Source organism: Bacillus sp. FJAT-49711, assembly GCF_018343715.1.
In the GTDB taxonomy this organism is placed as follows: Bacteria; Bacillota; Bacilli; order Bacillales; family Bacillaceae_C; genus Lederbergia.
Genome location: NZ_JAGYPL010000003.1, coordinates 81,445 through 103,948, shown reverse-complemented (window position 1 = coordinate 103,948; position 22,504 = coordinate 81,445). Strand labels below are relative to the sequence as shown.

At 37.9% G+C, this 22,504-nt stretch carries 22 protein-coding genes; 18 read left to right on the top strand and 4 right to left on the bottom strand.

Going from position 1 to position 22,504, the window contains the following annotated elements:
• Positions 1-179 precede the first annotated feature (179 nt).
• Together KHA96_RS14540 and KHA96_RS14535 are read right to left on the bottom strand one after the other, a co-directional pair.
• Positions 180-878, bottom strand: coding sequence for a Crp/Fnr family transcriptional regulator (locus KHA96_RS14540; RefSeq protein WP_213130059.1), 699 nt, complete (start codon positions 876-878; stop codon positions 180-182).
• A gap of 132 nt (positions 879-1,010) precedes the next feature.
• Positions 1,011-1,415: a YlbF/YmcA family competence regulator gene (locus tag KHA96_RS14535; protein ID WP_213130058.1), complete on the bottom strand. Its 405-nt coding sequence runs from the start codon at positions 1,413-1,415 to the stop codon at positions 1,011-1,013.
• 142 nt (positions 1,416-1,557) lie between these two features.
• Between KHA96_RS14535 and KHA96_RS14530 the strand changes: the two genes are divergently transcribed.
• From KHA96_RS14530 to KHA96_RS14490, 9 genes are all read left to right on the top strand, one after another.
• Entirely contained in the window at positions 1,558-2,796 is a 1,239-nt protein-coding gene (locus KHA96_RS14530; protein WP_213130057.1) for a hypothetical protein, read from the top strand.
• Positions 2,797-2,904: 108 nt separating this feature from the next.
• Positions 2,905-4,014, top strand: a complete 1,110-nt coding sequence (locus KHA96_RS14525; RefSeq protein ID WP_213130056.1) for a TIGR04053 family radical SAM/SPASM domain-containing protein — start codon at positions 2,905-2,907, stop codon at positions 4,012-4,014.
• Between the two features lies 1 nt (position 4,015).
• A complete protein-coding gene (gene hemY, locus KHA96_RS14520; protein WP_213130055.1) occupies positions 4,016-5,443 on the top strand; it encodes a protoporphyrinogen oxidase in 1,428 nt (475 codons plus the stop codon).
• A gap of 509 nt (positions 5,444-5,952) precedes the next feature.
• Positions 5,953-6,186 (top strand): DUF2249 domain-containing protein, encoded by a 234-nt coding sequence (locus KHA96_RS14515; RefSeq protein WP_213130054.1) that lies wholly within the window; start codon positions 5,953-5,955, stop codon positions 6,184-6,186.
• A gap of 20 nt (positions 6,187-6,206) precedes the next feature.
• Positions 6,207-6,545 (top strand): hypothetical protein, encoded by a 339-nt coding sequence (locus KHA96_RS14510; RefSeq protein ID WP_213130053.1) that lies wholly within the window; start codon positions 6,207-6,209, stop codon positions 6,543-6,545.
• 167 nt (positions 6,546-6,712) lie between these two features.
• The gene (locus KHA96_RS14505) at positions 6,713-7,252 is read left to right on the top strand and encodes a DUF2249 domain-containing protein (RefSeq protein ID WP_213130052.1); all 540 of its coding nucleotides are present in this window, start codon (positions 6,713-6,715) and stop codon (positions 7,250-7,252) included.
• A gap of 15 nt (positions 7,253-7,267) precedes the next feature.
• Positions 7,268-8,500: a hypothetical protein gene (locus tag KHA96_RS14500; RefSeq protein WP_213130051.1), complete on the top strand. Its 1,233-nt coding sequence runs from the start codon at positions 7,268-7,270 to the stop codon at positions 8,498-8,500.
• 15 nt (positions 8,501-8,515) lie between these two features.
• Positions 8,516-8,815 (top strand): metal-sulfur cluster assembly factor, encoded by a 300-nt coding sequence (locus KHA96_RS14495; RefSeq protein WP_213130619.1) that lies wholly within the window; start codon positions 8,516-8,518, stop codon positions 8,813-8,815.
• 67 nt (positions 8,816-8,882) lie between these two features.
• Positions 8,883-9,677: a phosphotransferase family protein gene (locus KHA96_RS14490; protein WP_349305764.1), complete on the top strand. Its 795-nt coding sequence runs from the start codon at positions 8,883-8,885 to the stop codon at positions 9,675-9,677.
• A 40-nt stretch (positions 9,678-9,717) separates the two neighbouring features.
• Here KHA96_RS14490 and KHA96_RS14485 read toward each other — a convergent pair whose 3' ends face one another.
• Positions 9,718-11,850, bottom strand: coding sequence for an MMPL family transporter (locus KHA96_RS14485; RefSeq protein ID WP_213130050.1), 2,133 nt, complete (start codon positions 11,848-11,850; stop codon positions 9,718-9,720).
• Positions 11,851-11,979: 129 nt separating this feature from the next.
• Here KHA96_RS14485 and KHA96_RS23085 point away from each other — a divergent pair, with 129 nt between their 5' ends.
• A complete protein-coding gene (locus KHA96_RS23085) occupies positions 11,980-12,258 on the top strand; it encodes a DUF2087 domain-containing protein (RefSeq protein WP_213130049.1) in 279 nt (92 codons plus the stop codon).
• Positions 12,259-12,339: 81 nt separating this feature from the next.
• Here the strand turns inward: KHA96_RS23085 and KHA96_RS14475 are convergent, their stop codons facing one another.
• Positions 12,340-13,959, bottom strand: a complete 1,620-nt coding sequence (locus tag KHA96_RS14475; RefSeq protein ID WP_249315632.1) for a SulP family inorganic anion transporter — start codon at positions 13,957-13,959, stop codon at positions 12,340-12,342.
• Between the two features lie 168 nt (positions 13,960-14,127).
• On the opposite strand from KHA96_RS14475, the gene KHA96_RS14470 reads away from it, so the two are divergent.
• From KHA96_RS14470 to KHA96_RS14435, 8 genes are all read left to right on the top strand, one after another.
• Positions 14,128-15,372 carry a four-carbon acid sugar kinase family protein gene (locus tag KHA96_RS14470; protein ID WP_213130048.1) on the top strand — a complete coding sequence of 415 codons (1,245 nt, stop codon included), beginning with the start codon at positions 14,128-14,130 and terminating at the stop codon, positions 15,370-15,372.
• Positions 15,365-16,363, top strand: a complete 999-nt coding sequence (gene pdxA / locus KHA96_RS14465; protein ID WP_249315631.1) for a 4-hydroxythreonine-4-phosphate dehydrogenase PdxA — start codon at positions 15,365-15,367, stop codon at positions 16,361-16,363. Before KHA96_RS14470 ends, pdxA begins: the two co-directional genes overlap by 8 nt.
• A 436-nt stretch (positions 16,364-16,799) precedes the next feature.
• Positions 16,800-17,825, top strand: coding sequence for a LacI family DNA-binding transcriptional regulator (locus KHA96_RS14460; protein ID WP_213130047.1), 1,026 nt, complete (start codon positions 16,800-16,802; stop codon positions 17,823-17,825).
• Positions 17,826-17,908: 83 nt separating this feature from the next.
• Positions 17,909-18,616 (top strand): RraA family protein, encoded by a 708-nt coding sequence (locus tag KHA96_RS14455; RefSeq protein ID WP_213130046.1) that lies wholly within the window; start codon positions 17,909-17,911, stop codon positions 18,614-18,616.
• 78 nt (positions 18,617-18,694) lie between these two features.
• Complete coding sequence (locus KHA96_RS14450; protein WP_213130045.1) at positions 18,695-19,552, top strand: NAD(P)-dependent oxidoreductase; 858 nt, start codon at positions 18,695-18,697, stop codon at positions 19,550-19,552.
• Positions 19,553-19,568: 16 nt separating this feature from the next.
• Complete coding sequence (locus KHA96_RS14445) at positions 19,569-20,246, top strand: RraA family protein (RefSeq protein WP_213130044.1); 678 nt, start codon at positions 19,569-19,571, stop codon at positions 20,244-20,246.
• Positions 20,243-21,316 (top strand): Ldh family oxidoreductase, encoded by a 1,074-nt coding sequence (locus KHA96_RS14440; RefSeq protein ID WP_213130043.1) that lies wholly within the window; start codon positions 20,243-20,245, stop codon positions 21,314-21,316. Before KHA96_RS14445 ends, KHA96_RS14440 begins: the two co-directional genes overlap by 4 nt.
• Before the next feature lie 19 nt (positions 21,317-21,335).
• Positions 21,336-22,502 (top strand): iron-containing alcohol dehydrogenase, encoded by a 1,167-nt coding sequence (locus KHA96_RS14435; RefSeq protein WP_249315629.1) that lies wholly within the window; start codon positions 21,336-21,338, stop codon positions 22,500-22,502.
• The last annotated feature ends 2 nt before the right edge of the window (positions 22,503-22,504 follow it).

Below are 22,504 nucleotides of genomic sequence, written 5' to 3'. Positions count from 1 at the left end.
AAAACTCTTGCGAAGGTCACCAATCGAGTTAATGGTTCCCAAATTCACCGGTAAATTCCTTTAAATCGCAATATGAGTGTTCTCAATTCAATGGAAAAATCGAAAAAAAACGATAGTCCCGCATAATGCAGGTCTATCGTCCAGAAGAGGGGAATGAAAAATTCATTCCTCTTTATTGATTATTTGAATTCCATTTGTTCCTTCAATGCTTCAACATCTGTTATGACAATACGGTTTCGATCCACTTTCAAAATATCGTCTTTCCCAAGCTGGTTTAAAAGTCGATTGATCGTTTCTCTTGTCGTGCCGACTGAATTGGCAAATTCTTGGTGAGTCATGGGTACATTGATAATAATCGTATTTTCATTCTTCTCAATTCCATGCTGCTCAGCAAGTTTTAGAAGAAAGGAGAGTGCTCTTTGTTTAACATCTTTTCCAGACAACACTTGTAGCCTTTGCTGAAGCTCCATAATAATGTCTCCCATAACACGCATCATTTTAATGCCGATTGAAGGAGTATTCATCATTAAGTGTTCGAACATTTGCAGTGGGATTGCTAGAAGCTCTGTATCTACAATTGTTTCAGCTGTTGCGGGATATGGGTTTTGATTGAAAAATCCGGTGTGGGGAAACATGTCGCCAGCCTTTAAAAAAGAAACAATTTGTTCATGCCCATTTTCATCTGTTTTATATGTTTTTACTAAACCTTGTTTAATAAAATATACGGCTTCCTTCTCACTGCCTTCAGAAAAGACAATGGATTTCTTCGATAGAAATCGAGAAATTGTAATTTCTTCTACTTTCTCAATTTCCAGTTGGGTTAAATCATGAAACAGAGAAACATTTTTTAGAGATGCAGTCGTATTGTTTTTTTTCATTAAATCCCAACTTCCTTATATTCTCTTTTTAATTATAACGCAGCTTATGTATTTTTTCTCTTTTTTCCAGTAAGACTTTATGAACAACAAAAAACGGCAGCTAAAGCATACCGTTTTTTGTTATTGTATAAATTAATGGCCGCCGCAGCTTCCACCGCATCCGCAGCCCCCTTTTTTTATTTCCCTTCGTTTCGGAAGTGTGCCAAGTTCAACTGTCTTTTGAAAATATTGGTTAATGATACTTTGGAGATCATTAAATTCTCTCTGCGCATATAAGAATTGGCGGATACGATCATTGTTAAATAGTTCAAGCTCTTCCTCGTTATAATCACTAATTTCTTCTTCAGTTAATTCAATCCCTTGTTGCTCTTTGTCGTAGAGATATCCCTGCTTCTCTTTAAAATGCTCGTATTGCTTAATGGCATTCTCATCTTCGTAAAAATGATTAATCATATCCTTCAAATCTGTGTATGCCTCTTGCTCTAATAAAGCAGCACAAAGTTCTTCCATATATTCATAAACTGGTTGTTTATCCATTTTTATAACCACTTGAATCGCCTCTTTCTTATTTTTATTTAACTTTACATTTCTTTTTTTAGAAATACTGTGATAGAACTCACATTTACTTTTGATTTGACATGTTAAACGTAATCAGAAAAACTGATAGAGAGGTGAGGAAATGATTTCAAAAACAAGGAAAATTCCACCACATTTACATATTTTAAAGTTAACCTTTTCTTTTTTTTCGACCGGCATGGCGCTCTTTGTTATTGGGATGATTGCAACCGTCTGGTTTATACCTGATCTTATTCAGTTAGAATCATTTCGAAATCCAAAAGGATGGTTTTTAGCCCACATTTTTTTGTTGGGATGGGCAACAATGGTTGCGATGGGGGCAAGCTACCAAATTACGCAAATTGTTTTGGTAACCTCACTGTATAGCAGAGCGATTGGGTATATCCATTTTTTCTTTTATCTCGTAGGATTCCTTGGACTAGTGAGCGGCTTTTTTATCAATATGAAACTCGTTGTTTTAGGAGGATGCTTCATTGTTATTGGGGGACTTCTTTACGTTTTTAATCTCTGTATGACATTTATTCGAAAAAGGATATGGAATGTATTTGTTTTTGGGGTATGTCTTTCGCTTGCGGCTTTCTTAATGACGATTTTCCTTGGAACGATGATGGGCCTTGGTTATGGATACGGTATGATTATTGAAAAATACGAGGCTGTTTTTAAAAGTCATTTGTGGATGGGGATTGCCGGTTGGTTGTCTGGATTAATTATGGTATATAGTTTCAAGCTGCTTCCAATGTTTTATGTGTCGACAAAAAAAGCAACTACATCGTCTTATTGGATCGTCGGGCTTTTTCATATCGGCTTATGGTTACACGTCTTCTCATTTTGGCTTTCATTTAATTGGCTCGCCATTGTCGGGAAATTTATCATGATCGTTGCTTTAGGCTGGTTTGTACTATATATGTTTCAAGTTCGCAAATACAGAAGAGGGAGATTGCCGATTGGAACAGTTAGGGTCGCTTTTTATCTCATTCCCATCATCTACTTTTTATTTTTAGTTTCAAATTTAATAGAGCGAATGCAGGAGGAATTTATCATTATACTTATTTTAGGGTGGTTCTCAGCATCCATCTTAAGTTATTTGTATAAAATTATTCCTTTTTTATGGTGGCCATATCGTTATCGGACGAAAGAAGATCGAAAAACCGCTGTGCTTTTGTATGAAATGTTGCCAGGGGATCGCATGACTTGGGAACTTTGCGTGTATTTATTTGGCATTTCGACACTTATTTTTGGATTTATTTTTCAATTAACGATCGTTGCAGTTTTAGGACAAATCCTTGCTGTAGGTTGCGTTATGATCTACATAGCGGAATTGTTTAAGGTATTTCGTTATTAAATCTCCTAAATAAAAATATAGGTTTGTGTGATTTTCCTCACAGAATGATTACTATTTTTTTAGTAGCCTATGTTTAGCGGTTTTATCCGCAAGAAAGGAGATCTATATATGATACCTTTATTGAATGAAAGAGATTATAACGAAAATCCTTTTATCGTTATTTGGGAAGTGACAAGAGCTTGTGCTTTGAAATGCTTACACTGCCGTGCAGAAGCGCAATATAAAGCAGATCCTCGGCAGCTTTCCTTTGAAGAAGGCAAAAGGTTAATTGATGATATCGCAAAAATGGATCGCCCTTTATTTGTTTTTACTGGTGGAGATCCTTTGATGCGTCCAGATTTATATGAATTAGCTAAATATGCGATTGAGGAGAAAAAATTGCCTGTTTCCATGACACCTAGTGCTACGCCAAGAGTAACGAAAAAGGCGATTGAGAAAGCAAAAGAGGTTGGATTGTCGAGATGGGCTTTCAGTCTTGATGGTTCTTGTGCAGAAATTCACGATCATTTTAGAGGAACGAGAGGTTCCTACGATATGACGATGAGAGGGATTGAATATTTAAAAGAACTTCAAATTCCTATTCAAGTGAATACGACTGTATCTAATTATAATCTTCATGATCTAGAAGCGATTGCTGAAAAGGTTAAAGAAATGGGAGCGGTGTTGTGGAGCTTGTTTTTCCTCGTACCAACAGGAAGAGGAATGCAAAAAGATATCATTACTCCCGAAAAGCATGAGGAGGTCATGAAATGGTTGTATCAAGTACAGCAAAAAATGCCATTTGGAGTAAAAACAACTGAAGCTCCACATTATCGAAGAGTATTTATGCAAGAGAAAGAGCGTTTAGGTTTGTCTAATACGGAATTAAAGCGGCCTGATTTCCTGGGGCGTGCACATAAAAGTGTAAATGATGGAGATGGCTTCGTTTTCATTAGTCATATTGGTGATGTGTATCCGAGTGGATTTCTTCCAGTTGTTTGCGGGAATGTCAGGGAACAATCGTTAATCGATATTTATCGCAACTCTCCTGTCATGAAGCAATTACGCGACAAGTCATTATTAAAAGGGAAATGCGGCGTTTGCGAATTTAAGGAAATTTGCGGAGGCTCCAGAGCAAGAGCATATGCCGTTACGGGTGACTATTTAGAAAGTGAACCATATTGTTCCTATATCCCAAAGGCTTGGAAATCTCATAACAGCCATGAAGGATGTGTCTAATATGGAGAATTTGCGAAAAAAAGTTGTCATTGTAGGCGGGGGTATCACGGGGTTAAGTGCTGCATTTTACACGAAGAAAATATTTGAGGAGCAGCAAATTCCTGTAGATATTACTATTGTAGAAAAAAGTGATCGCCTAGGGGGCAAAATTCAAACACTCCATCACGATGGATTCATTATCGAAAAAGGCCCAGATTCCTTTCTAGCAAGGAAGCAGCCAATCATAGAGCTTACAAAAGAATTGGGCCTTGAAGATGAATTGGTGGGAACAAACCCAAAAGCGAAGTCTACTTTTATTTTGAATAAAGGAAAACTTCATCCAATGCCGCCAGGTTTAGTTTTTGGAATCCCCACAAAGGTCTTTCCTTTTATTAAAACGGGTTTAATATCACCGCTTGGAAAAATTCGCGCAGCGATGGATTTAGTTTTACCAAAAAGAAAAGAAGGCGGCGACGAATCACTAGGGCATTTTATTGAACGGAGACTTGGGAAGGAAGTATTAGAAAATATTACAGAGCCCCTTCTCTCCGGCATTTATTCCGGTGATGCACGATTCCTTAGTATAGATTCGACGTTTCCTCAATTTAAGTTAATGGAGGAAAAACATCGCAGTTTAATAAAAGGAATCGTAACTAGTCGTCATTCGCCGCAGCCTATAACAGGTTTGCCTGAAGCAGCTAAGAAAAGTATGTTTCTCAGTTATAAAAATGGGTTATCTACATTAATCGATCGCCTCGTAGAAGCTTTACACCCGATTGAGATTCTGAAAGGTCAAGAAATAGAAAAATTAACGAAATGTGAAAAGGGATATAAGCTAATTCTTGAAAATGGTACAGAACTCCAAGCAGATGGTTTAGTTTTGGCAATGCCAACATCAAAGGCAGCGAGGCTTTTGCCAGAACTTCCTAATGTGAAATGGCTAGAGGAAATACCGTATGTATCAGTTGCAAATATAGTTTTGGCCTTCAAAAAAGAAGATGTTGCTTTTCCACTAAATGGTTCTGGTTTTCTTGTTCCTCGTAAAGAAGGAAGGACGATGACCGCATGTACATGGCTATCATCAAAGTGGCTTCATACCACACCTTCTGGAAATGTTCTTTTTAGAGTATTTGTCGGACGAGCCGGTTCCCAGGAATGGTTGAAACTATCGGACCAAGAGCTGCTTTCTGCTGTAAGCAAGGATTTACACGATATGATGGGAATCACGGCGAAGCCATACTTTACTGAAATTACCCGCTGCTTTGATTCCATGCCTCAATATCCCGTCGGGCATAAAGAACAGCTAAAGATAATAAGAAATCAATTAGAAATTAATAGGCCAGGCATCTATTTATGCGGTGCTGGCTACGATGGAGTTGGGATCCCAGATTGCATTCAGCATGGGAAAAAAGCAGCGATGGAAACTTTTGAATATTTAACTGCTCTGTGAAGAACTTATACGGGATGTTGCGAATGACCTCATAAGGGATTCTCGATGAAAAAACAGAGCTGCTGGGTTTAGTCGAGAATAAGAGGTTAATTCTCGATGAAAAAAAGGAGCTACTGGTTTTAGTCGAGAATAAGAGGTTAATTCTCGATAAAAAAACGGAGCTGCTGGTTTTAGTCGAGAATAAAAGGTTAATTCTCGATGAAAAAACAGAGCTGCTGGGTTTAGTCGAGAATAAGAGGTTAATTCTCGATGAAAAAAGGAGCTACTGGTTTTAGTCGAGAATAAGAGGTTAATTCTCGATGAAAAAACGAAGCTACTGGCTTTAGTCGAGAATAATAGACTAATTTACGATGAACATGGCAAAGCCCTACGATTACAGAATCGAGCCCAAAAGACGAACACATCCCCTATTGAGAATTGTTTTCAATTATGTGACGTAAATCACAGTAACTTATTCCATTCCCGTCTAAACTAAAGAATGTAAACAATGATCATAGGAGGAATGAAAAATGTCAACTATAACAGAAACAGTCAAGGTTACAGAATATCCACCACACTTAAAGCATAAGGTGATTTTCGAAACGTTTAAAAAGCTAACTCCTTCGGAAGCGATGCTTATTGTTAACGACCATGATCCAGTCCCTTTACATTTTCAATTTGAATCTATGTTCCCTGGCGAATTTGATTGGGAATACATTGAACGAGGACCGGAGACATTTCAAATTAAAATAGAAAGACTATAATTGCCGGGAGGTCGGTTGCCATGGCAAACGTAGAAATTATTGATGAAAAAACGATAAAAATTGTTGTATCGATTGAAGACGCGATTTCAATGGTTCAAGAAGCAGCTTCAAACATTGAAGAATATGCACATGATATCGTAACAACTTTTGAAAAAATGCCTGAATTCGAATATACGTATTTTTGTTTTTATGCGTATGACAGTGCGAAGTTATTTGAGAAAATGCTCGGAATGGATCCGAAACAATATTTATCTTTTTCACTAGATGCTCCCGATAGTTTTTTCTACTCACTTTATGGTGGAATGGCGGGTCTGTATCCCGAAGCGAAAAAATATGATGCGTTAGTAAGAAAGGCGTAAGCGTTCGGTCCATCGACGTATAAACTTCAGAAGCCTTTGGAAAACACGATGAGTTCGGTAAGAGGATTCACTATGGACTACACAAGAGAAAAGGCGGGGAAGTTAGCTAGTCGATGGCTGCATGCGCTTGGCCGTAAAATAGGTGCTGACTAAGAGGTGATTTCGCTTTGGAAAAAGAAAATCGAAATATAGTTGAACTGGACGTTCGACCTCACTTACGAAAAAAGCTTGAGCCTTTTCAATTAATAATGGACACCGTAAAAGATTTGAAAATAGACGATATCTTTGTTCTTCATGCTACATTCAAGCCTACTCCTTTATTAGGTCTTTTAAAGGTAAGGGGGTTTGTTAACAAGGTGGAGAAAATTGAAAAAGACCATTGGATTGTAACCTTTGTTAACAAAAAGAATAAGCATTTATTGGATCTGAATGAGTCGGATCTAATGGAAAAAACTCGTCAAACTTCTAGAAGGTCAGTGGATGGATCACCAAAAACACATTCATTAGATAATCGAGGGTTAGAACCGCCTCAACCGATGATGCGAACTCTTGCAGCATTAGATCGCAGTCTTCCTGGTGATGAGGTTCATATTCACAATGATCGAGTTCCAGTTTTTCTAATCGAAGAATTAAATAGCCTCGGTTACCCATTTGAAGTAGAAGAACAAGAAGACGGATCTGCAAAGGTTAAGATCAAAAAAGTATAAGAGGGGGCGAGAAAAATGTTCCGTCTCCCATTTTCATTTATTATTACGGGAATGGTTGGTTTTGTACTTTTTCATATCCTATCGCTTTTCTCACTATATGAGTGGATCAATGTAGGTTTACGTGGACCAAGCGGTTGGTTTCATACCCACTTATTTATTCTTGGATGGGCGACGATGCTTGCGATGGGTGCGGTATACCAACTTATCCATGTCATTCTCCAATCAAAAATATATAGCGAAACACTAGGATTTATTCATTATGCATTTTTTACGATTGGGTTATGTGGTCTTTTGTATGGCTTTTGGAGCGGAAAAGTACTAATGATTGGTGGATTTGCCACAGTTGCCTTTATTGGAATTTTGTTATTCGCTTGGAATATGGCGGTTACTTTGTTTAGAGCGAAGCACTGGGATGCCATTACAATCAGTGCAGCATGTGCAGTCTTGTATTTAGTACTGACTGGGATGTTCGGAATGGCGATGGGGTTAAATTTTATAACAGGAAATTTGGCTTCCTTTCACGAAAGATTGCTAGGAGCTCACATTTGGTTAGGAACGATTGGTTGGTTTGGAATGCTTATAACTGGATTTAGTTATAAAATGCTGCCAATGTTTTATCTTTCTCACCATTTTCCAATCAAATTACAAAAAGCAACATTGATAATATGGAACATTGGAGTTATATCCGGAGTGGCGTCCTTTCTTTTGGGAGGGAATGTTTGGACGAAATGGGCCTCTCTATTGATTATTACAATGGCGATCACCATATACAATATCCATTTACTACAAATCAAAAAGCATCGCGTCAAACAAAATCCGGGTCTCGGAATCAAATGGTCCGTTTATGCTAGCCAAGCACTTATGGTTTTTGCGATTGGTTTGACGTTGTACACTTTACTTGTTCCTGATCAATTACTTCAATCTAAATCGGTTACTTTAGCAGGCTGGATTTATCTTGGCGGTTGGGTGTCATTTACGATTCTTTGCTATGCTTCAAAAATAGTACCATTTTTATGGTGGACACATAAATATGGACCGCATGCCGGAAAACCGGGAACGCCGTTAATGGCTGATTTGCTTAATGAAAAGAAAGTGGAATACGGATTAATCTTAGTAGCCCTTTTCATTATGTTTATTTTTGCAGGAATCGCTTATAATGCGGGATTGTTCATTGCTATTGGTGGATCGGCCTTCTCACTTTTTTCAATCCTTTATATGATTTTGATAAGCCGGGTCTTTGCACATTAAAGGAAGGGAGCGTATATAGATATGGAGGAACATATTGAGGAATTATTGAGAGGTGTATATGATCCTGAACTTGGCATAAACATTGTTGATCTAGGTCTTGTTTACGATATTCAGTATCATAATGAACGTATTTTTATAAAAATGACTTTGACAACCCCGGGATGTCCGATGCACGATACGATTGTAGGTGGAGTGAAGTACGTTTTAAAAGAAAAACTTGAAACGGAAGATGTAGAAATTGATCTTGTGTGGGAGCCAAAATGGTCACCTGAGATGATTAGTAGAGAAGGTAAAGATGTACTAGGGATTCGATAGGACCTCTTGCACTTTTAATTATGTTCAGCGATTATTAAAGGGAATAATGTAAATCGGGGGTAACGATGTGTTTCCTATCGCTGAACAAGAAATACCGAAAAAACTAGTAAAGATAATAGGGAAAGTAGAGAAAATGACGTTTCCGGAGCAAGGATGTACGTCAAACGTAGGGATTATTAAGGGGGAAAACGGGTTTTTTGTTTTAAAACGATCGAAGGGGGATCGGTTTGCGGGGTGGCTTAAACGAGAAGCAATTATCTTAAAAAGTTTAAGCGAAACGCATCTGCCCATTCCTGTCATTTATGCATTTGAAAAGGATTTCGCGCGTAACGAGTCCTGGATGTTGATGAATTTTATTCAGGGTGAAACGATGGGAGAAGCGTTGCAAAACGAAACAGATCCAGAAAAGAAACGAAGCCTTATTTATCAATTCGGGAGAGTACTGAAGAAAATTCACTCGACGAAATGTCCAGAAGGAATTTATCAAACGGACGTTATTTGGCTGGATAAAATACTTGATAAAGCCGAGAAAGAATTACAACTTTATGAATTAGACGGTACACCAGAGCTTTTGGAACAGTTGAAAAGAGAAAGACCAAAAAATAGCGGGCAGACGCTTATCCACGGAGATTTTACCGTAGACAATGTCCTCGTTCATGATGGGAAAATTTCAGCCGTCATCGACTGGAGCGGAGGTGCATACGGAGACCCAAGATTTGACGTGGCGCTTGCTATTCAGCCTGATGAACATTTTTTTACAAGTGAAGAAGATAAGAAGGTCTTTTTTGAAGGATATGGGGAAACCATTTTAAACGAAGAAGAATATGAGTATTTTGCAAATGGTGTATATGAATTTTTGTAATATAAAATGGAGCAGGGCTTAGACGCCTCACTCCATTTTTTTAGCCATACTGTCTGACACGCCGCTGTTTATGAAATGGTGACCACCAGTTTACATCACCAAGAAGCTTCATTAAAGACGGAACTAACACCATTCTCACAATCGTAGCATCGATAAAAATAGCTAATGCTACAGTGACACCCATTTGCTGCACCGGAATAATGCCGGTAAATCCAAATGCACCTGTAATGACAATCATGATGGCAGCTGCGGAAGTAATAATTTTACTTGTTGATGTTAAGCCTTCCAGAGTGGCTTTATCGTTATTTCCAGTTTCAAGATAAATCTCGTATATTCGCGAAATAAGAAACACTTCATAATCCATGCTTAGTCCAAAGACGATGCTAAAAGCAAAGACAGGAATCATTAAAGCGATATCGGATGCATGGAATCCAAGGTGTCCTTCTTGGAAAAGCCAAACGATGATTCCAAATGTGCATCCTAAACTAATCACATTCATTAAAATGGCTTTCAAAGGGATTAATACAGAACGGAATGCGAAAAACAGTACAATGTATGTTGAGAGTAATATGAATGCTAAGCTGTACACTACTTTGTCCATAATTTCATCGAAAATTTCCTGATGGAACTTCGACTCGCCGCCAATTTTTAAGGCGAGATCCAACTCTTTCTTCTCCCACTCTCGAACCCACTTTTTTGCTTTATTGGATGAATTTTTTGCATTCAATTTCACTTGAAGAATTGCCTCATTCTTATTAGTTAGCCGCTCAAATGCAGGAGCTAGTTGTGATTTTAGTTCTGGGATTTCTTTTGCAGCGATTAATTTATTTGCTGACATATTTGTCGCTGAAAAAATGGAGTCTACTTCACTAACAAGCGGATCAGATTGAATATCGTTAATAACATTCTCCAATTTTTGCAATGAATCAACCATATTGACGTTACTGCTGGCAACAATATAAGCAATCGTCTGATCTATATCTCCAAAGGTTTCTTTATATTTTTCAAAAGCCGTCCGCGATTCATACGATGTCGGCAATGCATCCGATTCTGGAATGGCTAGTTTCATTCCGCCTACTGGGATCATACCTATAATGAGCAAAAGTGTAGCAGCAAGTGTCATAACAACCGTTCTTTTCATTACAAAACGAGCAAATGAATGCCAACTGCTTTCCTTCCCTTTTGTTTCTTTTAAAATCATCCACTTATTTATATGTGGACCCATAATCGATAGGAATGCGGGTAAAAATGTATTTGCTGCGAGTACAGAAGTAAAAACAACCGCGATGCCGCCTAAAGCAACTGATTGAAAAACTCCAACTTGAATAAATAACATTCCGATCAAGCCGAGCAATACACAAAAACCTGAAAATAGAATAGCCCTTCCAGAGGTCGCTACTGTTTTTACAATGGCCTCATCCGTCGCTTTTATATTTAATTCTTCACGGAAGCGATTTACAAAAAGAAGAGCAAAATCAATCCCAAGTGCTAGGCCGATCATCGGGGCAGTATTTAAAACAAAAATTGAAAGATCCAATTTTTGACCTGTAAAATAAAGCATCCCCATTGCAACAACAACACTGACAAAACCAGTAATGAGCGGTATTAGCGCGGCTATCACTCCTCGGAAAGCCAATAGCAGCACAATCAATGCGATGGGAATCCCAATAAGTTCTGCTCGTACTAAATCTTCCTGTGCCGCTTGATTCATATCCTCTTCAATGACGGCTCTTCCTGTTAAGCCTACAGAAAAAGAATCTTCATCTTCAAGCTTGTCCCGCACACTTTCAATACTTTTTGGCATTTGATCCTTATTGTTAAAGGATAGTACGGCAAAAGCCTTGTTATCTTTGATTTGAGGTGATGACTGTTGGATTTCTACATTTTTAACTTTTGTAATGCGAGTCATTGTGTTTTCTATGTACGATTTAAAGTCTTCTTCTGCTGCCTCATCGCTTTTTTCAAACAACAAAATTAAAGAAGAGGCCGGAATATTGAAATCTTCATCCATGACTTTTTCGACTTCTTTATACGAACCTTCATATTCAAAGCCACTGCCGCTTAAAACAGAAGGAAGCTTTAATGCAAAAATTCCGGATAGAACAAAAAGGAGAGACCAAATCATTAAAATGGGTTTTCTGTACTTAAATGTTAATTTTCCAAGAGTATTCATAAATAGGACCCCTTAAAAACAATTTCCATGTTTTAATCATACAGAAAGTCCAATGAGGAAGCCAATTATTTCCAGTCATTATTTTGTTCATTATGATAGTTATATAGAAATCGTTGGGAGGAGATTTGTGTGACGAATCCACAAGATGAAATAAAAGGATTTTTCAATGAAAAAGGGCAGTTAAAATCATGGCCAGCAAAGCGTAGTAAAAAATTAATCGCCGTTAATTTTTTAGCTGGAAAATTTGCTGAAGGGCGTACATACTCAGAAAAAGAGGTAAATGCCATATTGGATGAATGGCATTTATTTGGTGACTCTGCCCTGCTCAGACGTGAATTGTTTGAAAATAAGTGGCTGGATAGAACATTGGATGGAAGTCAGTATTGGAAAAAAGGGAGCAACGTTTAAACAACTTGCTCCTCTTCTCGGATTCTGATTGCATACTTGTAATAAAAGTCAGATTTGTATACTTCCCTGTAAAAAAGAGGATTAATCCCCCGCCGCTTTTAGATGGTGATGAACTGATCCCATAGCACTTTCTTCATCTAAATAAAATGCATCGTTCCCTAAAGCATCGACTAATCCGCTTTTTTTAAATAACTCCATTCCCCAGATCGGCAACCCATATATCAATACGGTGCCGCCGGCTTTTCTAAAGTTTTTAATGAAGGAAGCGAGTTTTTCTTCTCCTGTTGCGTCAATTGTAGTAACTTCGGACATATTTAAAATAATGACCTTAGGTGTACTTTCAAGAGTTGAATGAAGGAGATGTTCAAAAGTCTGTGCTGTTCCAAAAAACAATGGTCCCTTAATGGTGAAGGTTTTATAGTGAAAGTGTGATGTTAAATCCAAAGCAGCTTGTTTCTGATTGATCTGAAGCATTTCGCTTTTCTTTTTAATAAAAGAAAGAATGGCAAGTAAAATTCCTGCTTGAACGGCTACAGTCAGATTAACAAAAACGGTGAGCAAAAAGGTTGCTAGGAGAACAACTGAATCGCTCGTCTTTAACTTTAATAGTTGTTTAAAAGATTTTAACTCTGCCATATTCCAAGCGACAAACATTAAGAGTGGCGCCATTGCAGAAAGTGGAATGTGAGATGCATATGGTGCAAATAACAGCAATGTGATTAACACGAACAAACTATGAATAACTCCCGAAAGCCTGCTTACGGCACCTGATTTTATATTAGTAGCCGTCCTGGCAATCGCTCCAGTTGCAGGAATACCGCCAAAAAGCGGGGCGACAATATTGGCAATCCCTTGTCCGAAGAGCTCACGGTTAGAATGATGTTTTTCATTCGTCATACCATCTCCCACTACTGCTGAAAGCAAGGATTCAATTGCACCTAAGGCCGCAATCACAAGTGCAGGTATGAATAGTTCACTAATTTTACCGAAAGTAATCTCAGGAAACTTAAAAGCTGGTAATGATTGTGGAATACCACCGAAGGCAGTGCCGACTGTTTCAACATGGTTTGGATAAAAAACGACCGAAACGACCGTCGGTATGATAAGACCGACGAGTAAAATAGGAATTCTCGGAGATATCCGAGGCACGGCGATGATTGCAATTAGACCAATGATGGCTGTTAAAATACTGTATCCATTCAAAGTGCCAAAATGTCTAAAAATCTCCAGCATATTTTCATGAAAAAATTCTTTTTTTTCCAAGCCTGTAAGACCGAAAAAGTTTCCTATCTGGCCACTGAATATAATGACAGCAATCCCCGTTGTAAAACCGATTGTTACAGACCTTGGTATAAAATGAATTAAATTTCCAAGTCGAAAAAAACTCATGATGACGAGCATGACTCCCGCCATTAAACCCGCAACCAACAAATTCTCATATCCGTATTGAAGCACGACTGCAAGTAAAATTGGAATAAATGCTCCCGTAGGACCAGCAATTTGAAAACGAGAACCGCCGAGCAAAGATACAAGCAATCCTGCGATAATCGTCGTATAAATTCCATATTCTGGCTTAACACCTGAAGCCATGGCAAAAGCCATCCCAAGAGGAATGGCCACAATACCGACAGTTATCCCAGAAATGAAGTCCTTGCGAAGGCTCGCGGGCTGATAATCGCGAAAACGATAATCACCTAACAAATGTACTTCACCCCTGAATGGTTTTTTATAAAAAAAGAACAACATTATAAGATTCATCAACAATATTATTGTATCATGAATCGAATGAAATCTCAAAGATTCAGCGCTTTAACGTAATAAAAACATTATAATTTAGTTACGGCTCATTCATTAAAGGGGATGTTAATAATGAATAACAAAATTGGAATCATTGCGGATGATTTTACGGGATCAAATGATTCAGGAGTTCAGTTAGCGAAAATGGGTTTGCGAACTTCGGTTGGAATCCATTTAGAAGTGGATAAGGAAATGGCGAATAATGATGTACTAGTGATCGATACAAACAGTCGCTCCTTAAAGTCTTCTGAAGCTTATACTAGAGTTTTAAGGGCTGCCCAATACATGTTTCGTTCAGGGGTTTCTCATATTTATAAAAAAATTGACTCTACATTAAGAGGGAATATAGGAATTGAATTATTAGCTGTTGAAAAGGTATATGAGCCCGATATTGTTGTGATCGTACCCGCTTTTCCTAAACTTGGACGAATGACGAAAGAAGGTCATCATTATATCAATGGCGAAATCATTACTGAAACGGAATTTTCAAAAGATCCAATAACCCCGGTTGATATGAGTTATATACCTGATCTTCTCTTTAAGCAAGTAAAGAAAAAGGCGATTGTATTTAATTCGGAAATCATACGAAAAACAAATGAAGAATTTATACAAAGCATTCATGAAAATTGGATTGTATGTGACGTAGAAAAGGAATCCGATTTTACAGAAATCATTGATAAATTTTTGAAAACAGGATTAAAGATTGTTTGGGCAGGATCTGCGGGTTTAATAGAATATTTGCCATCTCGTCTAGGGTTGGAAACTTCACACCTGATTGAAATGCCTAAATACTCTATTGGAAAAACATTAGCGATCTCGGGCAGTTTATCAAGTGTTACTAAGAAACAAATTCATGAAGCTGAGAGAATGTCAAAAACATATTCTATTAAAGTTGATGTGCTTGAACTATTAAGGCATTCCATTGATATGGATACGATATTAAATAAAATCCACAATCATCCTGACATTGACCATATCTTATTATATGTAGAATCCAATGAAAGATATCCTCACGATCAAGAGATTAGTAAGCGGATAGTAGAGGGGATTGCTGAGATGGCGCTGGCAATATGCGAAAATATTGAATCTGTCAACGGTCTGTTTTTAACAGGTGGTGATACGGCAAAGGCAGTTTGTTTGAAACTGGGGATTGATGAAATGATATTATTCACAGAGATTGAGGCGGGATTACCATTTGGAAAGTTACTAGGATACAAAAGAGATTTATGGGCAGTGACGAAAGCAGGGGGATTTGGGACGAAATACACTTTGAAACATGCATTACATTTTTTAAAGGACAGTGGTACAGATGATTAAACCTATTATTGGCATTACAATGGGCGACTCTGCAGGGGTTGGGCCAGAAATCATTTTAAAAAGTTTCGGTCATTTGGAAATCCATGAGATTTGCTGCCCAATTGTAATCGGAGATGCGAAAATTTTGGAACGTGCGAAAACGTTTATTCATACTGATTTGGACATCCATTCAATTTCTACATTGGATCATGCGGAATTTTCACCAAATGTAATAAATTGTTTTGATCTAGATATTCTGCCACCCAATTTGCTAATCGGGCAAGTTTCCGCCGAATCTGGACATGCTGCTTATAAATTTGTGGAAAAGGCAGTGGAGCTGGCACTAAATAAGGAAATTGCTGCCATTTGCACAGCACCATTAAATAAAGAAGCCTTACATAAGGGCGGGCATACATATCCAGGTCATACCGAGATACTGGCACACTTAACGAATACGAAAGACTTTTCTATGATGCTATCCGCACCTAATTTGCGTGTCATCCATGTAACGACTCATGTCGGAATTATTGATGCAATCAAAATGATTAACCCGCAAAGAGTGTATGAGGTCATCCGCTTAGCAAATGAAACCTTAACACGTGCAGGAATGAATAAACCAAAGATTGCGGTTTGTGGAATCAATCCTCATGCTGGAGAAAATGGCCTTTTTGGATATGGCGAGGAAGAAGTAAAAGTGATCCCAGCAGTAATAAAAGCACAAGCTGAAGGGATTGACGTAGTCGGTCCATTACCAGCAGATACTTTATTTTTCCGTACTGTACGCGGCGATTTTGATGTAGTGGTTGCAATGTATCACGATCAAGGACATGGCCCTGTAAAAGTCCTTGGATTGGATACAGGTGTAAATATTACAGTAGGACTTCCAATCATTAGAACAAGTGTCGATCATGGAACGGCTTTTGATATAGCAGGAAAAGGAATTGCAGATGAGAGAAGTTTGATGGAAGCGATTCGGCAGGCTGTTAATTTGGTGCCTAGGGTAAAGAAATAAAGAAATACGTTATTGGCAAAGTTTATATTTTTTAAGAATGATAGATAGAATCCAGCTTGAATAATTCATGCTGGATTTTTTTCGCTCAATAATCATACTACGCAAATTATCGAATATTCGATAGCGTATTTAGTTTCATCATATTTAGTTATTATATACAAAAAATATTCAAAATAATTGATTAATTTTGTACTTTTATACTAAAGAATCTTATAAGTAGAAAGATTATAATTGGTTACAAGTTAAATGTAACCGTTTTCCGAAACTCTTCCAACAATCAAAGTTCTAACCCTTATAGGGAGGTGTATACACAATTTCAATACTCGTTTCCTTAAAAATTCATAAAGAATGCATCAATTGTTAATCGATTTCCAATACTGGATTTATATTTTTATCGATGGTGTATCGGTTTCCAAAAGATAAGGGGCTGAAAAGAGTGAAGGTGACGATAGAGGATGTCGCTAAAAAAGCCCAAGTTTCTAAAACAACAGTTTCCCGTATATTGAATGGCAATTTTGCACATGCAACACTTGAAACGAAAAATCGAGTTTTAAAAGCGATCAGAGACTTGGATTACCGTCCGAATGCATTGGCAAAGGGCCTAAAGTCAATGCGTACTAATGTGATAGGCGTTATTTTATCTAATTTAAAAAATCCTTTCTGGATAAGTGTATTAGAAGGGGTGGAGGATGCCAGCCACAGAATGGGCTATCATTTAATGATTTGTAACACAAATGAAGATCAGGAAAAAGAAGCAGAATATATTAAGGAATTTCAAAGAAGACAAGTGGATGGAATCATCATAAATCCCACTGTGTTAAATGATGATTTATATGATCAGCTAATAAAAGAAATGCCAGTCGTTGTCATCAATCGAAGAATTTCAAATCAACATGCTATGAATGTCGTTGTGGATAATGTAAAAGGTGCAGATCTTGCGATTAGACATCTAATTGAATCTGGTTGTAAACGAATAGCTGTATTTATATTTAATAATGAATATGTCAGTCCTTGGATGGATCGACTCAAAGGATATCAATCAGCAATGCTCTTGCACGGCTTTACCTCAGAAGATTTAAGAATCCTTAAGTTAGAACAAAAAAGTCTAAAGCTAAATGAAGCTATCAAACAATACATACGCGACCATCCTGATGTGGATTCTATTTTTTCAACGAACAATATGATAACTCTTGAACTTCTCAATGCGATAAGAGAGCTAGGTTTATCGATTCCCAAAGATCTTGCCATCGTTAGTTACGATGAAACGATTTGGGCCAAATATCTGGATCCACCATTAACAACGATAAAACAACCTGGATATGAGATGGGGCGAATTGCGACTGAGAATTTAATTCAGACAATCAATGGTAAACAGAATTCGAAGTCTATTATTCTTCAACCTGAACTTATTGTAAGGACATCTAGTGGAAAATTAACAGCCTCTGAGTTTACTAGTATTTAAAGGAGGTGACGTGCTTTTCTGAAAGGTGATTGGTACGAAGTATTAAGCAAATGAAATCACATTTATAAAAAGGAGAAGATGAAATGAGTAATGTAACACAAGAAGTAACTAGAGCGGAATTATTAGAACTATATAAAGATTTAAGAGTTTGCGATGTTCGTGACGGTATGGATTGGGTTGGAATGCATGGATATGGAACTGTAGATAAAAAAATCCGCCCACTATTTAGAACTAAGGTCGTGGGTATTGCTAGAACAGCACGTTACTTACCTTTTGAAGGTCCGATGACAAATAAGACAGGCGATGAATATACAGAATGGGTGAAGTGGTACTACGGTAATGTATGTACGGATCCATGGGGCAAGGAAGTGGAAGAAGGAGATTTTATTTGTCTTGATGTTTGTGGAATAGATGTTGGTTTGATTGGCTCAAACAACTCCCTTGACCATAAGAAACGAGGTGCAAGAGGTTATTTAACAAATGGTGGAGGAATTCGTGATACAGATGAAGTTATTCACCAAGGAATTCCTGTCTGGTCAGAATTTGTATCTCAAGGAATGGACCAAGGACGCATCCGCTATTACGAAAAGGATATCCCAATTGCTATTGGTGGTGTGGCAATTTACCCAGGTGATGTTGTTGTTGCTGATGGTGACGGAGTTATTGTTGTTCCACAAAAACTAGCAGTTGAAGTTGCTAAATATGCCCATCAAGAACTAAAGGGAGATAAGGCTGGTAGAAAGAGACTGTATGAAGCACTTGGATGGGATCCAGACGAAACAGTTCTCTAAAAGTATTTAATGAAATCAGTCGTTCGAGAGAGATTCAATCTCTCTCGAATAGATGAATATTCATGGAGGTTATAACCAATGACCGTAAAGAAAGTAGGATTTATTGGACTTGGTGCAATGGGATTACCAATGGCAAAAAATCTTTTGAAAAGTGGATATGAATTACATATTAGTGTTCATAAAAATCGTAAACCTGTTGATGAAATGATAAATGAAGGTGCGATAGAGCACTCATCCTTAAGAGATGTTGCAATTAATAGTGATATTTTAATTGCAATTTTACCAACTGATAAAGAAATGGAAAGTGTCCTTCTATCAGATGAGGTTATCGGTAACTTGCCTCAACATAGCATATTGATTGAGATGACTTCTGGATCACCGGCAATGATGAAGGAAGTTAATAGAGCGTATGTTGAACGAGGTTTACAAGTGCTAGATGCTCCTGTCAGTGGAGGAACGATCGGGGCTGAACAAGGAACATTGACCGTTATGGCGGGAGGAAATGAAAATACTCTAAATGAAGTCCGTCCAGTTCTTGAGGGGATGGCAAAACAAATTTATTTGGTAGGTGCAATAGGTGCGGGAAAAGCAATAAAGGCAATCAATCAAATGTTAGCAAGCGTACATATGATTGCAGCTTCCGAAGCAGCTGCTTTAGGTGAAGAATTAGAGATTGACAAGGAAATGATGAAGCAAGTAATTGGCAATAGCTCAGGAGCATCATGGATGTTTATGAATAAGATTGATAGTCTATCAAATCGTAATTTCAATCCTGGATTCAAGTTGAAATTAATGAGAAAAGATGTTGAAATAGCTGCTAATGAAGGAAAAGGTTTAAATCTTCCGTTTACCCAAAGTGCATTAAGTTTTTACCAAGAGGCTGAAAAGGAATATGGAGAGTTGGATTTCTCAGCAATAAGTAAAAAAATACTTTAAAAGGGGGAAGCGGTCTATGGATACGATAGGTTTTCGCATTTCATCACTTGGTCAGAGACCAAACAAAGATTTACTAAATCGCTATAAAAATATTGCTACACCCTTACTAAGTGATAATATGAACCGCCTTCAAGGGGCTTATGCAAATCTAAAACCTATGCATAAAAATGGTCGGCTTGTTGGTCCAGCCTTAACCGTTCGAACTCGAGCAGGAGATAATTTAATGGTCCATAAGGCAATAGATATCGCCCAGCCGGGGGATGTAATTGTTGTAGATGCCGGCGGTGTAACGACCCAAGCAATTATAGGAGAAATTATGATGCGACTTGCGCAAAAAAAAGGGATAAATGGATTTGTTATTGATGGAGCTATTCGTGATACAGATGCTTTTATTCAATCTAATTTCCCTTGTTTTGCAAAAGGATCTACACATAGGGGGCCATATAAAGATGGACCTGGGGAGATCAATGAGCCTATAACAATTGGGAATATGATTGTTAACCCTGGAGACATCATTATTGGTGATATGGATGGAGTCATAGCAGTTCCACTTCAACACGCCGAGCACATCTTAAAACTGGCTATTGAGCAAGAAAAGCGGGAACAACTTACATTTGAACAAATCGAACTTGAAACGATAGATCGTAGCTGGATAGATGAGACGCTCCGGAAAAAGGGATGTGTGTTTGTTTGAACCGAAAATACCATTGGAAACAATTACAGAATTATTGTACACATCTATTTGAAAAAGCAGGGTTGCAAAAAAAGGATGCACAAGTAGTAGCCGAATCACTCATAATGGCGGATCTTCGAGGTGTGGACTCACACGGTGTGGTAAGAACGGATATATATTTAAGTCGTTTAAAAGCAGGAATGATAAACCTTGACTCTGAGATGGAAATAAAGGCAAACGGCCCAGTAGCTCTTTTAGATGGAAAAAACCGTTTTGGTTCTATAGTTGGTTCAAAAGCATTGGATTTAGCGATCGATAGGACTAAACGTTTCGGTATTTCCGCAGTGGGAGTCAAACATTCCAATCATTTTGGGACATGTGCCTATTTTTTAAAGAAAGCCATACAGCATGATTTGATTATGATTATAACGTCCAATGCCTCTCAAACGATGCCTCCCCTTGGTGGGATTCGCCCTTTCATTGGTACAAATCCTTTTTCCGTCGGAGTGCCAACTGGGAATCATCCACCGTTTATTTTAGATATGGCGACAAGTGTTGTTTCAAGAGGGAAAATTATTGTAGCTGCGCAAAAAGGAGAAAAAATTCCTGACACCTGGGCAGTTGATAAATATGGCAACCCAACAACAGATGCAACTGATGCATTAGAAGGATCGGTACTCCCTATGGGTGGTGCAAAAGGATACGGACTTTCAATGTTTATTGACATTATGAGTGGGGTTCTTACGGGAGCAGGCTTTGGGAAATATGTAAATAATATGTATGAAAACTGGGAAGAAACGCAAAATGTAGGTCACTTTTTTATCGGAATTGATATAAAAAAATTCATGCCAATCGAAGATTTTAAAAAGAGAATAGACCAGTATTTTAAGGAAATTAAGTCTGAGCCAAAAGCTCCGGGAATTAAAGAAATCTATATTCCCGGTGAGATAGAGCAAAGACATGTTGAAGAACGAAAGCAATATGGTATTGAACTTCCTATTAAGGTAGAAGAAGAGTTAAGAAAATGGGGAGAAGCTTACCATGTAAATATAAATGATTATTTATTGAAGCCAGAGGAAGTATTCGAATAAGAAGGTGGCAGATTTGATTATGGACAGGGTATTTAGATACGAAATCCCAACGGCAATTGAATTTGGAAACGGAGCAGTAAACTTTCTGCAAAATCATATAAAGGATTTAAATGGCACTAGAGCATTAATTGTTACAGATCCAGGAGTTGAAAAGGCAGGAGTGACTCGCATTGTATGTGATGTGTTAGAAAAAGCAAGAATCCCATATGACATATTTAATGAAATCGAGCCAGACCCAAATATCGAAGGAGTAATGAAAGGCAAGGAACTCGCCTTGGAAATGAATTGTGATGTTATTTTGGGACTTGGGGGTGGCAGTTCATTAGATACAGCAAAAGCTATTGGTTTAATGCTAGGGAATGAGGGCCATATTAGGGATTACGTCGGAATTAACAAGGTGCCGAATAAAGGAAGGCCTGTAATTGCGATTCCGACTACTGCAGGGACGGGAAGCGAACTAACGATATGGTCAGTGTTATCAGATAAGCATCAAAAAGTTAAATTGAGTGTGGGCAGTTCGTTTAATTGCCCGGAGCTTGCTCTTTGTGATCCGGAATTGACTCTGTCATTACCCGCAAAGGTTACAGCTGCAACAGGAATGGATGCCTTGACACATGCCTTGGAATCATATGTTAACAAAGCGACTCAGCCAATCTCCGAGGGGATGTCTTTACAAGCAATGAAGTTAATAAACGAAAATCTGCGTACAGCTGTTGCACAAGGAGATAACAAAAAAGCCAGATATAATATGCTTCTAGCAAGTTTAATGGCAGCGATGGCATTTAATTCTACTAGACTAGGTCTCTCCCATGCACTGGCGATGCCTTTAGGAGCCTACTTTCATATACCTCATGGCACGGTTAATGCAATATTATTACCTGAAGTAATGGAATTTAACTTGATCGGAAATATCAGAAAGTTCCGTAAAATAGCTGAATTATTTGATATGCCAGTTGAAGGATTGTCTCCAAGGGATGCTGCATATCAATCTGTTGTTGCCGTTCGTCAATTAAAACAAGACATAGGTATTCACGAAACCTTATCAGATTTTGGAGTTACGGAGCAAGATTTAGATTTAATCGCGAAAGAAGCAATGGAATCGGGAAATGTTCCTGTTAATCCTAGACTTACTTCGTTGGATGATTTAAAGAATATTTGCAAGGCAGCCATGGGAATGAAAGGGTGATC

Excerpts from the sequence above, each read along its gene's own strand:
- KHA96_RS14450 (WP_213130045.1), top strand. The coding sequence starts at position 18,695 with ATGACCGTAAAGAAAGTAGGATTTATTGGACTTGGTGCAATGGGATTA.
- KHA96_RS14470 (WP_213130048.1), top strand. The coding sequence starts at position 14,128 with ATGAATAACAAAATTGGAATCATTGCGGATGATTTTACGGGATCAAAT.
- KHA96_RS14455 (WP_213130046.1), top strand. The coding sequence starts at position 17,909 with ATGAGTAATGTAACACAAGAAGTAACTAGAGCGGAATTATTAGAACTA.
- KHA96_RS14445 (WP_213130044.1), top strand. The coding sequence starts at position 19,569 with ATGGATACGATAGGTTTTCGCATTTCATCACTTGGTCAGAGACCAAAC.
- KHA96_RS14530 (WP_213130057.1), top strand. The coding sequence starts at position 1,558 with ATGATTTCAAAAACAAGGAAAATTCCACCACATTTACATATTTTAAAG.
- KHA96_RS14500 (WP_213130051.1), top strand. The coding sequence starts at position 7,268 with ATGTTCCGTCTCCCATTTTCATTTATTATTACGGGAATGGTTGGTTTT.
- KHA96_RS14510 (WP_213130053.1), top strand. The coding sequence starts at position 6,207 with ATGGCAAACGTAGAAATTATTGATGAAAAAACGATAAAAATTGTTGTA.
- KHA96_RS14515 (WP_213130054.1), top strand. The coding sequence starts at position 5,953 with ATGTCAACTATAACAGAAACAGTCAAGGTTACAGAATATCCACCACAC.
- KHA96_RS14525 (WP_213130056.1), top strand. The coding sequence starts at position 2,905 with ATGATACCTTTATTGAATGAAAGAGATTATAACGAAAATCCTTTTATC.
- KHA96_RS14435 (WP_249315629.1), top strand. The coding sequence starts at position 21,336 with ATGGACAGGGTATTTAGATACGAAATCCCAACGGCAATTGAATTTGGA.
- KHA96_RS14535 (WP_213130058.1), bottom strand. The coding sequence starts at position 1,415 with ATGGATAAACAACCAGTTTATGAATATATGGAAGAACTTTGTGCTGCT.
- pdxA (WP_249315631.1), top strand. The coding sequence starts at position 15,365 with ATGATTAAACCTATTATTGGCATTACAATGGGCGACTCTGCAGGGGTT.
- hemY (WP_213130055.1), top strand. The coding sequence starts at position 4,016 with ATGGAGAATTTGCGAAAAAAAGTTGTCATTGTAGGCGGGGGTATCACG.
- KHA96_RS14540 (WP_213130059.1), bottom strand. The coding sequence starts at position 878 with ATGAAAAAAAACAATACGACTGCATCTCTAAAAAATGTTTCTCTGTTT.
- KHA96_RS14485 (WP_213130050.1), bottom strand. The coding sequence starts at position 11,850 with ATGAATACTCTTGGAAAATTAACATTTAAGTACAGAAAACCCATTTTA.